14 protein-coding genes and 6 tRNA genes are annotated in these 15,055 nt (G+C 44.2%); 4 read left to right on the forward strand and 16 right to left on the reverse strand.

The window, feature by feature from the left end; all coding sequences use genetic code 11:
• Positions 1–3: 3 nt before the first annotated feature.
• Entirely contained in the window at positions 4–1,095 is a 1,092-nt protein-coding gene (gene mutY / locus MD535_RS17660) for an A/G-specific adenine glycosylase (protein WP_390902954.1), read from the reverse strand.
• A 107-nt stretch (positions 1,096–1,202) separates the two neighbouring features.
• Here mutY and trmB point away from each other — a divergent pair, with 107 nt between their 5' ends.
• Together trmB and glsB are read left to right on the forward strand one after the other, a co-directional pair.
• Entirely contained in the window at positions 1,203–1,922 is a 720-nt protein-coding gene (gene trmB / locus MD535_RS17665) for a tRNA (guanosine(46)-N7)-methyltransferase TrmB (RefSeq protein WP_265676359.1), read from the forward strand.
• A 71-nt stretch (positions 1,923–1,993) separates the two neighbouring features.
• Entirely contained in the window at positions 1,994–2,914 is a 921-nt protein-coding gene (gene glsB, locus MD535_RS17670) for a glutaminase B (protein ID WP_265676360.1), read from the forward strand.
• Positions 2,915–3,003: 89 nt separating this feature from the next.
• On the opposite strand, the gene MD535_RS17675 is transcribed toward glsB, so the two are convergent.
• The 8 genes from MD535_RS17675 to MD535_RS17710 all read right to left on the reverse strand — a co-directional run bounded on the left by MD535_RS17675 (position 3,004) and on the right by MD535_RS17710 (position 9,661).
• Positions 3,004–4,857 carry an LTA synthase family protein gene (locus tag MD535_RS17675; RefSeq protein ID WP_265676361.1) on the reverse strand — a complete coding sequence of 618 codons (1,854 nt, stop codon included), beginning with the start codon at positions 4,855–4,857 and terminating at the stop codon, positions 3,004–3,006.
• 95 nt (positions 4,858–4,952) lie between these two features.
• The gene (gene hemW, locus MD535_RS17680) at positions 4,953–6,104 is read right to left on the reverse strand and encodes a radical SAM family heme chaperone HemW (protein ID WP_265676362.1); all 1,152 of its coding nucleotides are present in this window, start codon (positions 6,102–6,104) and stop codon (positions 4,953–4,955) included.
• A gap of 2 nt (positions 6,105–6,106) precedes the next feature.
• Positions 6,107–6,709 (reverse strand): XTP/dITP diphosphatase, encoded by a 603-nt coding sequence (locus MD535_RS17685; protein WP_265676363.1) that lies wholly within the window; start codon positions 6,707–6,709, stop codon positions 6,107–6,109.
• Between the two features lie 45 nt (positions 6,710–6,754).
• Positions 6,755–7,186: a DUF4426 domain-containing protein gene (locus MD535_RS17690; RefSeq protein ID WP_265676364.1), complete on the reverse strand. Its 432-nt coding sequence runs from the start codon at positions 7,184–7,186 to the stop codon at positions 6,755–6,757.
• 26 nt (positions 7,187–7,212) lie between these two features.
• Positions 7,213–7,500: a DUF167 family protein YggU gene (yggU, locus tag MD535_RS17695; RefSeq protein ID WP_265676365.1), complete on the reverse strand. Its 288-nt coding sequence runs from the start codon at positions 7,498–7,500 to the stop codon at positions 7,213–7,215.
• A complete protein-coding gene (locus MD535_RS17700; protein ID WP_250615907.1) occupies positions 7,500–8,057 on the reverse strand; it encodes a YggT family protein in 558 nt (185 codons plus the stop codon). The genes yggU and MD535_RS17700 overlap by 1 nt, the downstream gene beginning before the upstream one ends.
• A 28-nt stretch (positions 8,058–8,085) precedes the next feature.
• Complete coding sequence (gene proC, locus MD535_RS17705) at positions 8,086–8,904, reverse strand: pyrroline-5-carboxylate reductase (protein ID WP_265676366.1); 819 nt, start codon at positions 8,902–8,904, stop codon at positions 8,086–8,088.
• Positions 8,905–8,953: 49 nt separating this feature from the next.
• A complete protein-coding gene (locus tag MD535_RS17710) occupies positions 8,954–9,661 on the reverse strand; it encodes a YggS family pyridoxal phosphate-dependent enzyme (RefSeq protein WP_265676367.1) in 708 nt (235 codons plus the stop codon).
• A gap of 25 nt (positions 9,662–9,686) precedes the next feature.
• Between MD535_RS17710 and MD535_RS17715 the strand changes: the two genes are divergently transcribed.
• Entirely contained in the window at positions 9,687–10,727 is a 1,041-nt protein-coding gene (locus MD535_RS17715) for a type IV pilus twitching motility protein PilT (RefSeq protein WP_265676369.1), read from the forward strand.
• Positions 10,728–10,736: 9 nt separating this feature from the next.
• The gene (locus MD535_RS17720) at positions 10,737–11,846 is read left to right on the forward strand and encodes a PilT/PilU family type 4a pilus ATPase (RefSeq protein ID WP_265676370.1); all 1,110 of its coding nucleotides are present in this window, start codon (positions 10,737–10,739) and stop codon (positions 11,844–11,846) included.
• A 121-nt stretch (positions 11,847–11,967) separates the two neighbouring features.
• Here the strand turns inward: MD535_RS17720 and MD535_RS17725 are convergent.
• The 7 genes from MD535_RS17725 to MD535_RS17755 all read right to left on the reverse strand — a co-directional run bounded on the left by MD535_RS17725 (position 11,968) and on the right by MD535_RS17755 (position 14,995).
• Positions 11,968–12,043: transfer RNA gene (locus tag MD535_RS17725), tRNA-Asn, on the reverse strand.
• Between the two features lie 26 nt (positions 12,044–12,069).
• Positions 12,070–12,145: transfer RNA gene (locus MD535_RS17730), tRNA-Thr, on the reverse strand.
• A 33-nt stretch (positions 12,146–12,178) separates the two neighbouring features.
• Positions 12,179–12,254: transfer RNA gene (locus tag MD535_RS17735), tRNA-Asn, on the reverse strand.
• Between the two features lie 21 nt (positions 12,255–12,275).
• Positions 12,276–12,351 (reverse strand) — tRNA-Thr (locus MD535_RS17740).
• A gap of 56 nt (positions 12,352–12,407) precedes the next feature.
• A tRNA-Phe gene (locus MD535_RS17745) sits at positions 12,408–12,483 on the reverse strand.
• Positions 12,484–12,708: 225 nt separating this feature from the next.
• Positions 12,709–14,337 (reverse strand): methyl-accepting chemotaxis protein, encoded by a 1,629-nt coding sequence (locus MD535_RS17750; RefSeq protein WP_265676371.1) that lies wholly within the window; start codon positions 14,335–14,337, stop codon positions 12,709–12,711.
• Between the two features lie 581 nt (positions 14,338–14,918).
• Positions 14,919–14,995 (reverse strand) — tRNA-Asp (locus MD535_RS17755).
• Between the last annotated feature and the right edge of the window lie 60 nt (positions 14,996–15,055).

Consider the following 15,055-nt stretch of genomic DNA (forward strand, 5'->3'; position numbering starts at 1 on the left):
TAATTATATTCGTTGCAAGGCATGGATAAGCTGCTTGACTGGTGCAGCTAAGCCAACCTTATCTGGTTTAGACATGTTATACCAAAGACCTTGCGACGGTTCCATGATCATTGTAGGAAGCTGATTCAAGGTCACGATGATTGGCGTAATATCGAGATGGTAATGACTAAAGGTATGGCGAAAAGCGATATCAGTTTCCGTCGACTGAATCATACCTTCTTCAATGTTCAGTTTATCCAAGGTCTCCGTGATATCAGCAACTTGGCTTTCAGGGAAACAAAAAAGTCCCCCCCAAATCCCAGATTGAGGACGTTGCGCTAACCAAACGTCCTCCTTGTACTTTAAAATCACAAACCATGTTTCTTTTTCTGGCTTAATCTTTTTCGGTTTTTTACCAGGAAATTCTAATTGCCTATCTTGCTTGTTAGCGACACACAGCGTTGATACTGGACACAGTGTACATTTGGGACGGCTGCGCGTGCATACCAACGCCCCCATATCCATCATGGCCTGATTATACTTATCTGTCTGTGTTGACGGTGTATGACTCTCTGCTATTTCCCACAACACGTTCTCGACTTTCTTCTGCCCAGGCCAACCTTCTACTGCAAAGCTTCTCGCTAGGGTGCGTTTTACATTGCCGTCCAAAATAGCATGGGGCAATTTATACACCGACGACAAAACAGCCGCAGCGGTTGAACGCCCAACACCAGGCAACGCATTCATGGCCTCAAGCGATTTAGGAAATTCGCCCCCATGTTCACTCATCACGATTTGTGCGGCTTTGTGTAAATTGCGAGCCCTTGCGTAATACCCAAGCCCAGTCCATAAATGAAGTACTTCATCTTGTGGGGCACAAGCTAGGTCTTCCACTGTGGGAAAATGTTGTAAAAAACGTTCAAAGTATGGAATAACAGTGGTGACTTGTGTCTGTTGCAACATAATCTCAGATAACCAAACTTTATACGCAGTTTTGTCTTGTTGCCACGGGAGAGACTTTCGTCCGTATTTTTCATACCAATCTAAAATTGAGCTTGCATAAGGCGTCACATTTCTTCTCTTTTTACTTATAATTTGCGCGAAATTGCACCACACTTATTGAAAGAAGTAAAACACTGGGAATTTCCTGAGTAATAACACTTGCACCTTGGCAAATTCTTTGGATAATTCCCGCTCTGATTATTGATTGAACAGGCAGACCAATGAGTGAAGTGACAACAAATGAATACACAGAAGATGGCAAGCTAGTACGTAAAATACGCAGTTTTGTCCGTCGCGAAGGACGCCTAACAAAAGGGCAAGAAGCCGCGATGGAAGCATGTTGGCCAACAATGGGTATTGATTACCAAGACACTTTACTCGATTGGAATCAAGTATTTGGCAACGATAACCCCGTTATTCTAGAGATTGGATTTGGCATGGGTGCCTCACTCGTTGAGATGGCAAAAAATGCACCTGAGAAAAACTTCTTTGGTATTGAAGTGCACAGCCCAGGTGTTGGCGCTTGTCTGTCTTCAGCGAGAGAAGCCGGTGTAACGAACTTACGTGTTATGTGTCATGACGCCGTTGAAGTTTTCGAAAATATGATTCCAGACAGCAGCCTAACGACGCTGCAGCTGTTTTTTCCAGATCCTTGGCACAAAAAACGTCATCACAAACGTCGCATCGTACAATTAGACTTTGCGGAAATGGTGCGCCAAAAGCTTAAGCTTGAAGAGGGCATTTTCCATATGGCCACCGATTGGGAAAACTACGGTGAACATATGATTGAAATCATGAATCAAGCACCAGGCTACGCCAATACGGCGACGGACGGAGACTTCATCCCAAGGCCTGAAGATCGACCACTGACGAAATTTGAGGCTCGCGGCCATCGACTCGGTCACGGTGTTTGGGACATTAAGTTCCGCCGTACGAAGTAACACTACGACCCATTCGAAAGCCAACATTATGTTGGCTTTTTTGTTCCTAGCCCTTTACCTCTCAGGTGTATATGAAACCAACTCAGCAAATATTATCGCAAATCGTGAGCGAAGTTCGCCCTCTTATCGGTCAGGGTAAGGTCGCAGACTACATCCCTGCACTTGCTCGTGTCGCCAATGATAAGATTGGTATAGCGGTATGCACCAATGATGGCGAGATTATTTGCTCAGGGGACGCGGAAGAAGCTTTTTCCATACAATCCATTTCCAAAGCGTTAAGTCTTACCTTGGCGATGATGCTATACAAACCAGAGGAGATTTGGCAACGGGTTGGCAAAGAGCCGTCTGGACAAGCTTTTAATTCTCTAATTCAGCTCGAGATGGAACACGGTATTCCACGTAATCCATTTATCAATGCCGGTGCCATTGTCGTCGCAGACCTATTACAAAGCCGCTTGTCTGCGCCTAAGCAACGCATGCTCGAGTTTGTAAGGCTACTTTCAGGTGACAATCATATTGTCTACGACAAGGTGGTTGCAGCCTCAGAAATGATGCATAGCGATCGTAATGCGGCTATTGCCTATTTGATGCGTTCTTTTGGAAATTTTGAAAATGAAGTGATCCCGGTTCTTAATAACTACTTTCACGCATGCGCATTAAAAATGAGCTGTGTCGACTTAGCAAAAACCTTTAGCTACCTAGCCAATAAAGGTCAATCGGTCCACACAAAGAAACACATTATCACGCCAACACAGACCAAGCAGCTCAATGCTATGTTAGCCACTTGTGGACTGTATGACGGAGCAGGTGAGTTTGCTTATCGAGTAGGTATGCCCGGGAAGTCTGGTGTGGGTGGCGGTATTGTCGCGATAGTTCCAGGCGAGATGACCATCGCGGTATGGTCTCCTGAACTAGATTCATCGGGGAACTCCTTAATCGGCACTCGCGTCTTAGAGATGCTATCTACTCGAATAGGTCGTTCGATCTTTTAGTGACAGCCACCAGCATGACGTGTCTTCAATAACAATAAAGCCAGCAAATATTGCTGGCTTTATTGTTATCTGTTCAATTTATTCGCCGCTTAATATTGCTGGGTAGTGCCATCAAATAGGTGCTGTTGACTATACAACATGTAGCGTTTTCCTTGCTGATACATAGTCTGAAACTCTGGTGAATCACATGTTTGCTCAGTGAGGGTGGTCGTGTTATCGCCAATTTGGTAACACGCTTCTTTCTCCCCAGACGTTGCGTTGATTCTCACCAACTTTTGTTGTGCTGCCCAATAGAATTGATTATTAACCGTAAAATCAGCCCCTTGTTGGTAATTCGAAGACAACAAACTTCGGCCAGAGAACCAACTTACTTGGCCACCTAACCAGTCCATAATCGTTGGCGCTATATCTTTGTGAGAGCCAGCAACATCTAACTCCTGAGGAGCAAGATCTGTATTGATGCCAACCATGAGAAACGGGATTGATACATGACGTAAGTCGCTGCGAGCACCCACCATAGTATGATCAGCAACCAGCACTAGCAATGTCGGTTTATCCGTTTGTGCTTTCAGTTTCGAGACAAATCGCTCCAAAGATTGATCAGAGTAATTCACGACACTTCGGCGAGTCTCATCGGGGGTTGACTTACCGAAAGCATAATCCGATTCATTCGGTAAATAGCTATCGTGAGTCGTGCCGGTATTAATGACCATAAATTGAGGCTGTGAGTGGGAAGCCAACTTTTCCAAAGCAAAATCATAGATGCCATCATCCATGTAACCCCAATAATTCTGCTCTTGTCCCACGTCTTCATAATCAAACTTACCAAATGAATCCGTGAATCCCAAAGCTTGAGCAAAAGCACCAACCATCCCTTTACCACTACCTTGAACAAACGTGGTGTGCCAGCCTTGCTCTTTTAATACTTGAGGCAAGCATTGGTAAGGCATACTTTCTAAGCGGCTACCAGCAACGCTGCCTCCGACAGGATTGGGGTGAGAGCACATAGTGGTAAAGACACCTTCCACCGTTCGAAAACCATTCGAATAGAAGCTCGTGGTGGTCAATGACTCTTCTCGAAGAGAATCGAAAAAAGGTGTGGAATCAAATTCCGAGCCGTAACTTTTCATGTCAACGGCGGTCCAGCTCTCCAACAAGACAACTATCACGTCATGATCAGAAAGCGTTTCTAGCTGGGTCGATGTGGTTCGGTTAAGTTGCTGGCGCAGGTCTTCCATCGCTTCAAGTGACTGCTCTGGCGTCCAACGATGACCAGATTTATCTTCACCAATAAGAGAATAATAGGTAATGCCATACGGAGCACTCCAAGCTATACGCGCCTGATTCACGTCGCCTATTTTGTAGGCATACATGGGGCTTTGTGGTTTATCACTAAATCCACCACGAACCGCCGTAACCGTCAATAAAACCCAAACTAAGGCTATTGCAATACTGCTATACCATTTGTTGGCAAAGCGAATAGCGGGAACACAACGGATAGCCACATAGCTATAAATCGCCAGCAATACCACGGCAACAAGTATCAAATGACCAAACTGTGTTAAGGCGGTAGTTGCCAGCTCTAGCTCCATTCCTTTGCCAAGATGCAAGTCAACCGTTACATGGCGACTGGCCTGACTCAAATAAATCGTATCCCCCACGGTCGTGAAGATAATCCACGCTCCGCATAGCACTAACCATACTTTATGGCAGAGCTGATGAGCCTTAGAAAACGGGGCGATAGGCAATAACAACAGAAAGCCTAAACAGGACAGCAAAAAGGCAACCGTTAGATCAAATCTCACTCCCCAAGCTGTTGCCTTAAAGAATTCTAGTAATGAGGTAGTGGTATACGAAAATTCGTACCACCCAAGGAAGGTAACTTTGGAAATCACTGCCAATAATATGAATGACAGTAGCACTCGAGAAAGAGAAAGAAACATAACGCACCTAAAAACAATTGATTACAGCATCCATACTGTTAAATTATCCAAGGCGCGTATATTAATGAGCTTTTACACAGTTGTGAAGTAAGTTACTAGATTTCGAAGATCTCTAGCAGATCATTGAGGAATAGCTTCCCTTTCTCTGTTAACTGCCAAGCTTCACCAGTATCGGTAATAAATTGACGCTCTAGCGCTTCAGCAATTGGTTTTTGAATCACATCTAGGCTTAGTCCAGTCCGTGTCACGAAATCTTGCTTAGGACACGGTTCGAGTAACCTAAAACGATTCATAAAGAACTCAAAAGGGCGATCTTGTAGAGAAACGTGAACTTCGCTATCTAGGTATGGCTTAACCAAATTCAGATACCCTCTTGGATGCTTAACTTTACTGGTACGAAGGATTCTCCCATCAGTAAAGCTTAACTTGCCATGAGCACCACAACCAATCCCAAGGTAGTCACCGAAGCGCCAATAATTGAGGTTATGCTGGCACTGATAACCATGCTGACTGTACCCTGATATTTCATATTGCTCATAGCCTGCATTCGCGAGCATTTGATGACCTTTTTCAAAGATATCCCACAAGTCGTCTTCATCAGGCAGCGTTGGTGGCTTTGAATAAAATAACGTATTCGGCTCAATGGTTAGCTGATACCAAGATAAATGTGGCGGCGCTAAATCAATGGCCTGTTGCAGATCCTCAAGCGCGTCGTCGATGGTTTGCTCTGGTAAGCCATGCATTAAATCAAGATTAAAACTGTTTAGTCCTATTTCATGCGCCAGCTTGGCGGCGGTTACCGCCTCTTTCGCGCCATGAATACGCCCAAGTCGTGTCAGCTTTTCTTGCTGAAAACTCTGCACGCCAACAGAAATACGAGTCACCCCTGCGTGCTGATATTCGGCAAAGCGCTCAACCTCGATAGTCCCAGGGTTTGCCTCCATCGTGATTTCTATATCGTCACTAAATGGTAAACGGCGCTGTACCTGCTGCAATAGCTTCGCGATATATTGAGGCTCGATCAAGCTTGGTGTGCCGCCACCAATAAATATGGAATGCAATGGACGGACATCATCTTGCAGCTGATAGCGCATGATATCGGCATCCAAGTCCTCGATGAGTGCTGTCATATACTCCTGCTGAGGAATCCCTCCCTTAAGAGCATGCGAGTTAAAATCACAATAAGGGCACTTTTGCACACACCAAGGTATATGTATGTATAGACTAAGTGGCGGTGGCACTAGCATAGCTAAAGTCCCTGTGACTGAATCAGAGAAAACAGCTCACTTAGCGCTTTTCCACGATGAGACAACTGCTTCTTCCTTACAGGCTCAAGCTCCGCTGAGGCACAGTTATCTTCAGGCACAAAAAAGATAGGATCATAACCAAAGCCCTGCTCTCCCGCTCTCTCAAATAAAATTCGCCCCTCCCATTTCCCGTGGCAAACGATCGGTGTAGGGTCATTAGCATGACGCATTAGTACTAGAACACAATGAAATCGAGCGGTACGCTTAGATTCTGGCACCTCGGCAAGTTCGGTTAAAAGCTTGTCGATGTTCGTCGCATCTGTCGCACCCTCACCCGAATAACGAGCAGAGTAAATACCCGGAGCGCCGTTGAGGTAGTCAACTTCAAGACCGGAATCGTCCGCTATCGCAGCTAAGCCAGTCTCTTTTGCAGCGTGTCTAGCTTTGATAATGGCGTTTTCTATAAACGTCGTGCCAGTTTCTGCAACATCAGAGACATGAAACTCACTTTGCGCGTGCACTTCAAAACCAAAGTCTGCCAGTAAATCGGCCATTTCCCGAACTTTGCCTTGATTACCCGTCGCCAATACTATTTTTGTGCTCATATTGTTCGTCTCTATTTACGCTCCTACCGACCCGTCGGTGTGAAGCTATTTTTCTGTATAAAGCTGTTGTGAAAATGAAATCGGCCCACGCCCTTTCATTCCTGCGTCGACATCAATCGTAAACTGATAACGCTCTTCATTTGTGATACTAAACTGAGCGAGATAGTATATCGCATCGCCTTCTTTAATTTCTTTAAAATCTAATTTTTTCGTTTGCCCTATTAGATTTTTAGCCTCTCCTGTAATCTCTGCCGACATTGCTGGTTTTCCAAGGCTTGCGCGATCTAACACGCTGATGTTAACAATCGCAATTGTGTCATTTCTCTTCAGGCCATAGCTTCGCGCGACTTCTGGCGTCAAAAAAGTTGAGTTAAATACCACATAGTGTACTTCCGCATCTTTGATTGTTTTGTACTGCCCGGCATACCCCGCCGTTGAAAACACCAGTAAGACCAATAACCATACGTACTTTCTCATCACTATCTCCTTGTAAAAAAAGACCCTCATAAGAGGGTCTGAAATTCATTTGGCGTCAACACGGGATCAATCACCCTTATCTGCTTATGTCGACCCAGTTCACCCTTTTCGATACAAACCTGACTTTTGGCGACTTTACACACTTTCGCTAAGTACTTAATCAAGTGAGCATTCGCTTTGCCGTCTACTGGGGGTGCTGTAATCGCTATCTTAAACTCATTGCCATGCAGGCCAACCAGTTTATCACGACTGGCCTTGGGCTGAATGTAAACATGCAGCACTAGATCACACCCATCCCAAGCAACCGCTGACACTATAGTTTATACCAAAGTGGACCAACGAAATCGCCCATCAGAAAGTTGGCAAATTGCAAGACGATAAATAAAACCAGCACGCTCAAATCAAAGCCACCCATTGCTGGTAAAATCCGGCGAATTGGCGCAAGCATTGGCTCTGTTAGTTGATGAAATACGAACTCGATAGGGCTTCGACCTTGGCTCACCCAACTCAAAATAGCTCGAATTAATAAGACCCAGAAAAGCAAACCGCCCGCTGCTTTTAGTAAAGATAACAAGCCCAAAAATAAGAAATCTGGACTAAAGCTAAAGTTTGCACCAGCCGCAATTAATACCAAGGCAACATACTTACCAACACATAGTAAATAAGCGAATACCACCGTCGCCAAATCAAGCCCACCTATCGATGGAATAACTCGGCGAAGCGGGGCGACAACAGGCTGCGTCGCTTTAACAATAAACTGTGAAAATGGATTATAAAAATCGGCGCGAGAGGCTTGTAGCCAAATGCGCAGAAGCACAACCATGATGTACAAATCGAACAGTGTCGACACCAAAAAACTCATTGCATTCATAAGTAACCTTTACGATTTTGTAGATACGTTAAAATTGTTTTTCCATTTCTTCCGCGCGAGAAATAGCTGCTTGCATCGCTTGAGAGACAATATCTCGAAGACCGCTATCTTCGAAGGTTCTTACCGCCTCTGCTGTTGTTCCACCTTTTGATGTGACCTGCTGCCTTAAAGTGGCAAGATCTGTATCGGGGTTACAGCATACCATCTTAGCGGCCCCATACGCGGTTTGTTGTACCAGCAAACGGGCTGTTGCTTCATCCATTCCATTGCGCATGGCCTCTTGCTGAATCGCCTCCATAAAGAGAAAGAAGTACGCTGGTGCACTACCCGCAGCTGCAATCACGTCGTTAATAGCCGATTCTTTCTCTACCCAGCATACCTTGCCTACCGCTTCCATTAAGTCAGTAGCAAATTGCTTATCTAGAGAGAGTATTGCCTCATTCGCATACAAGCCACTCATTCCCTCCCCTAAAAGAGAAGGCGTGTTAGGCATAACACGTACTAAATTGAGTTCTGTAGCAAACATTTCCTCAAGGCGTTGAATAGAAATCCCCGCCGCAATGGAGACGACGAGCTTACTATTAAAATCAACCCCAACGAAGCCACGAACGACCGTTGCCATCAATTGTGGTTTTACTGCTAAAACAATCACATCAGCTTGCTCTGCCGCTTGAAGGTTATCATGAGTTGTCATGACACCGTATTCATTCGCTAGAGCAATTAACTTCTCTTTACTTGGGTTCGTCGCTGTGATTTTCGTAGGTTCATAACCACTGGCAACCAGCCCCGCAATAATTGAGCGCGTCATGTTTCCTGCGCCAATAAAAGCAATCTTTCTTTGTTCCATTAAAGATATTCCTAAACAAAGAGGCAACATAAGCGCCTCTAAACAATAATTATTGCTGTCCGTAATCTCGAGCACCAAAGATCGCTGTTCCGATACGAACCATTGTGCTTCCAGCTGCAATAGCAGCGTCCATGTCACCACTCATTCCCATGGAAAGCGTGTCAATATTGGCATACTGCGCCGCCAGTTTATTATTCACTTCTCGCAATACCATAAAAGCTTGAAGCTGCTCTTCATATCCAGAGACATTAGCCGGAATAGACATCACCCCTCTAAGCACCAAATTGGGCAAGTCATCAATGACTTCTGCCAGTTCAAATACCTGATCAATTTGAGCTCCTGACTTTGTCGCTTCCTCGCTCGTGTTCACCTGTATGAGCACTTGTAATGGTCCCATACTCGATGGTCTTTGATCATTTAGACGCTGAGCTGTTTTGGCACGATCAATAGTGTGAACCCAATCAAAATGCTCAGCGACAACACGAGTTTTATTTGATTGAATCGGCCCTATAAAGTGCCATTCAAGATCAAATTCAGGGTGATGGTCGTTAAAGAACGCAACCTTAGATGCGCCTTCTTGAACGTAATTCTCACCAAACTGTCGCTGTCCTGCCAAGGCGGCCTGAATGATCGCTTCGTTAGGTTTCGTCTTACTGACAGCAAGCAATTGCACCTCACCTTGCACTCTCCCGCAATTTTGTTCTGCGCGAGCTATCTGGGTGGTGATTAGTTCTATATTTTGTTGAATACTGGTCATAGGTTACAAATCATAAGGAAATTAAATGGATATCACCGAGTTGCTAGACTTTAGTGTAAAGCATAATGCTTCAGATCTACACCTTTCCGCAGGCGTACCACCAATGGTACGAATTGACGGAGAAGTAAGAAAACTTGGTATCCCGGCTCTCGATCACTCTGCTGTACACAAGTTAATCTTTGATGTCATGAATGACAAGCAAAGAAATGATTATGAGTCCCGACTTGAAACCGATTTTTCTTTTGATATCCCCAATGTCGGCCGATTCAGGATCAATGCATTTAATCAATCCCGAGGATGCTCAGCTGTATTTAGAACCATCCCAACAACAACGCCTACCCTCGCACAGCTGGGCGTCCCAGATATTTTAACCGATATCGCAAACATTGAACGAGGCCTCGTTCTGGTGACCGGCCCAACAGGTTCAGGAAAATCAACAACACTGGCTGCAATGGTTGATCATATCAACCAAAGCAAAAATAAACATATTCTGACGATTGAAGATCCCATTGAATTTGTTCACCAAAATAAGAAATGCTTAATCAATCAAAGAGAAGTGCATCGCGACACGCACAGCTTCCAAAACGCACTACGATCGGCGTTACGTGAAGATCCTGATGTCATTGTTGTCGGAGAACTTCGCGATCAAGAAACGATCAGCCTTGCTCTGACTGCTGCTGAAACTGGACACTTAGTCTTTGGAACATTACACACCGTTTCGGCGACTAAAACCATCGACCGTATCATTGATGTATTTCCTGGTAACGACAAAGATATGGCTCGCTCGATGTTATCAGAATCACTACGAGCGGTTATCTCGCAGCAACTTATAAAGCGCACAAATGGCGGCCGCATCGCATGCCACGAAATCATGACTGCAACACCTGCAATTCGAAATTTAATTAGGGAAGATAAAGTGGCACAGATGTACTCAATGATACAAACGGGCGCCGCTCATGGAATGCAAACGCTAGAACAACATAGCAAGCAATTACTCTCTCAAGGTATTGTTGAACTCGAAGAAGTGAATAAACAGGTCACCCAACATAACTCGATGTTTCATTAGGACGCAGTAATGAACAATATTGATGCCATCCTCGATCAAATGTTGACACTCAATGCCTCGGATCTCTACCTCACTGCTGGTGCCCCTATACTCTATCGAGTTGACGGAGATTTAAAGGCAATAGGTGATAGCTTATCTAGTGCCGAGGTTACTACACTTCTAAAATTGATGATGGACGACGCAAAATATAGCGCCTACCTTGCAAGCAAAGAATCTAACTTCGCCATTGTTCGAACTACCGGTCGATTTCGAGTCAGTGCTTTTTTTCAAAGAGAGCTACAAGGTGCTGTGATAAGAAGAATAGAAAGCCGTATTCCCACCTTTAAGGAACTTTCCCTTCCAGATGTGCTGCAAACCCTCTCAATAGCAAAAAGAGGCCTTGTCCTAATTGTTGGTGCAACAGGCTCAGGTAAATCCACAACAATGGCGGCAATGACTGGATATCGAAACCAACACCGAACAGGGCATATCCTCACGGTAGAAGACCCGATAGAGTTTATTCATGAACATCAAAAATGTATTGTGACTCAGCGAGAAGTGGGCCTCGATACTGAGAGCTATGCTGTGGCACTGAAAAATTCACTTCGGCAAGCACCTGATATGGTTTTAATCGGCGAAATCAGAACAAGAGAAACGATGATGTATGCGATGTCCTTTGCAGAAACCGGACACCTTTGTATGGCAACACTGCATGCTAACAACGCCAGTCAAGCGATCGAGCGCATTCTTCACCTTGTACCGAAAGAACAAAAAGAGCAGTTTCTTTTCGACTTAAGTTCAAATCTCAAAGGTATTATTGGACAGCAACTCATTAGGGATAAACAAGGCAAAGGTCGTCATGGTGTATTCGAGATACTACTCAATAGCCCAAGAGTTTCTGAACTGATTCGTAAAGGAGAGCTTGGCGAAATTAAAGTGGCTATGAGTAAATCTCGAGAGATTGGAATGCAAACCTTTGACCAATCACTCTTTGATTTAGTAAACGCAGGTAGTATCAACGAAGAGGACGCGCTACACAGTGCAGACTCATCCAATAACCTCCGTTTAATGCTAAAGCTAGCCAATTCAGAAACGTCTTCTAAGTCGGAACTATCGAAAATAAAAATAGACATGAGCTAGAAAGAAGTGCTCGTTTTACTACCTTCTGAACTCGTGAATAGAGGCGTTTAACTGGAAGAAATCTAATTCACTTTTAAAAAAGCAAAAAGGCCTCATCTTTCGATGAGGCCTTTTCTTAAAGTGGCTCCCCTTGCAAGACTTGAACTTGCGACATACGGATTAACAGTCCGCCGTTCTACCAACTGAACTAAAGGGGAATTACTAGTTATACTCGAGTAAAGAGTGGTGCCGACTACCGGAGTCGAACTGGTGACCTACTGATTACAAGTCAGTTGCTCTACCTACTGAGCTAAGTCGGCACATAAAAACAAGCTAAGCTTATTTTTAAAAAGTGGCTCCCCCTGCAAGACTTGAACTTGCGACATACGGATTAACAGTCCGCCGTTCTACCAACTGAACTAAGGGGGAATTACTATATTGTGTAAAGAATGGTGCCGACTACCGGAGTCGAACTGGTGACCTACTGATTACAAGTCAGTTGCTCTACCTACTGAGCTAAGTCGGCGCACTTATCTTTACTTATTGACGCTTATTTTACTAAGCACCAACAATTTTAAATCGTGGTGCCCGGAGGCGGAATCGAACCACCGACACGAGGATTTTCAATCCTCTGCTCTACCGACTGAGCTATCCGGGCAACGAGGTGTATTAAACGGCTTTTCGGCCTTAACGTCAACACTAAATTGCAAAAAAAATATCGTTTGTCGATTTTCTATACTTAGCGTTCTATTTTTATGCATTTTGCGCCCACAATTAAGCCCTGTGGGCATACAGGGCTTAAGTTAAACCATGATTCCTTCCGCTAACCCTTTACTTAATTCCTGCATTAACTGAAGAAAATAGCTGTTTTTAACTCGATAACTTAACCGTTTTTGACTTCAAACTGATTCATTTTTTCAGTTAACTCTCCAGACAGTAGACCAAGAGAACGAGTCGCCGCTCTTGTTTGTTCAACTACCCCCCTTAATTCGCCGCCACTTTGCTCTATCAAATTAATTCTTACCGATATGTCATCGCTCACTTCAGTCTGCTCTGCGGCCGCCGTTGCTATCTGATGACTCATTTCAGAGATTTTTTCTAAGCTAACCACTACGTCATGTAGGGCTCGAGAGGCAGTTTGAGACTCTTCTACCGTTGCTTGACCGGTTTCGGTACAACTTTGAATACTTTGAATCGCTTTTTTTGAGCCCGATTGGAGGTTCGAGATCATGTCTTGAATCTCTTTCGTGCTGCTCTGTGTTCTTCCTGCTAAGCTCCTTACTTCATCAGCAACAACCGCAAAACCCCGACCTTGCTCACCAGCGCGAGCAGCCTCAATTGCAGCGTTCAATGCCAGTAGATTCGTTTGTTCAGCAATATCACCAATAACCTCCAAAACACGCGCAATATTATTCACATCACTATCAAGCTCTGAGACCGCTGTATTCGCCCCATCCAATTGATGGGCTAGACCTTCGATATTTGAAAGGGCAGAAGAAATAAGCGAACTAACATGCTGGCTCTGCTTATCAGCTTCATCCGTACTCAACGCGGTATCCGTAGCAGACTTTGCCACATGACTTGCTGATGAAGCCATTTCTGTCATAGCGGTCGCAATCATCTCAGTGCTCTGTTGCTGGGTTTGCGTGAGTGTTGCAATAGAGAGTGCTCTCTTGTCTGTTTCAGAAAGCTGAGAACCAATAGAGCCAGTAACCTTTTCAATACTAGAAAGAAGTGCCGCTAGAGAATAATTCATCTGCTGAACAGAATGGTAAATACTGCCGGTTTGCGCTTTATTATCAAATTTAGTTTCAATTTTTCCCGACGCGACACTTTGAACAGCGTGCAGCACATCGGCAGGTTCTCCTCCTAATATCGCCAGTATCTTCCGAAGTGAAATAAGTAGAATTGACAATATAATCGCCATGATCAGTACGCATAGCCCTAATTGCCACTGCGCTGTCGACCAGAAACGCTGATTAACTTCATTGAAGCCTATACCAGTACCAACGACCCACTGCCATTTCGGCGTTCTCTCGGCAATAGATAGCTTATTTTCAATCACGCCATTAGGGAGTCTCTGAGACCACTCATATTCAATTAGATGATCCTTTCGATTACCTAGCGCCTTAACAATAATCTCACCGACACTTCTACCGGAGCTATCTTTAAAATCGTGAAAGCTAGTCCCGTGTAACTGAGGGTCTAAAGGCGCAGCTATGAAAGTCATATTTTCATCGGCGACATAAACATACTCATTATCTTTATAAATGTTGTTACGAAGCACTCTGGTCGCAATCATTTTCGCATCATTAGTACTCAAGACCCCTTCGTCAGCGAGTTTTTCTAGCTGAACAATCGTTGAATATGTACTGGTGAATATTTCCGTCACTCGCATCTTGTTGTCATTATTACTCGCTAGACGCAAGGCCCAAAGACCAGTAATGGTCACTGCTACCATGGCAAATAGGATTATTAATGACAAAAAATAAGTTTGTGTTTTTAACTTCATAGAACAGCTCTAAGTTATATCGCATAGAATTTTATAAGTAATTCGACATATTAGTCAGCCATTTTTAAATAGAAAGCACTTTATTACAGAACTATGACTACGATTAAATTCACGAAGAAAAATATGTTTTCATCTAAACTTTTAAACCTTTTGGTCGACTCATGAAGAATTCTCAAAAAGGAAATCTTCATCTGTCTCACTCAGCTAGGTCCTAGGTGTAAACAAGAATGCCAAAACTCACCTAAGTGACATATACGCCGCTTAGGCGAATTCTAGGTAACAGAGAACCGTACTTTTTAGGGATGATATAGCACATTCAGACTGGAGAAAAACCATACTGACATGGAGTAATTCATTATATGCGCACAGGAAAGGCAGGATGGGGAAACGCAAACGTCACAAATTCCCAACCTTCCAGCAGGGACGTCTAGCATAAGGGTGGGGGTAAGTATCAGGTAAACAAGATTCGAACTAGCGTAATAGACCACTTATCTAAGAACAAGGTAAGCGGCTGAACGATCAAGCACAATTTATTTTAGACGTAAAAAAGCCCCAGTCTTTCGACTAGGGCTTAGTATAAGTGGCGGAGTGGACGGGACTCGAACCCGCGACCCCCGGCGTGACAGGCCGGTATTCTAACCAACTGAACTACCACTCCGCAGTGTCTATTCAGCATAATGCTATTTCTTGTTCTCATCTTTCATTAAAAAGATAACAA

The organism is Vibrio qingdaonensis (assembly GCF_026191675.1).
Classification (GTDB): Bacteria; Pseudomonadota; Gammaproteobacteria; order Enterobacterales; family Vibrionaceae; genus Vibrio; species Vibrio qingdaonensis.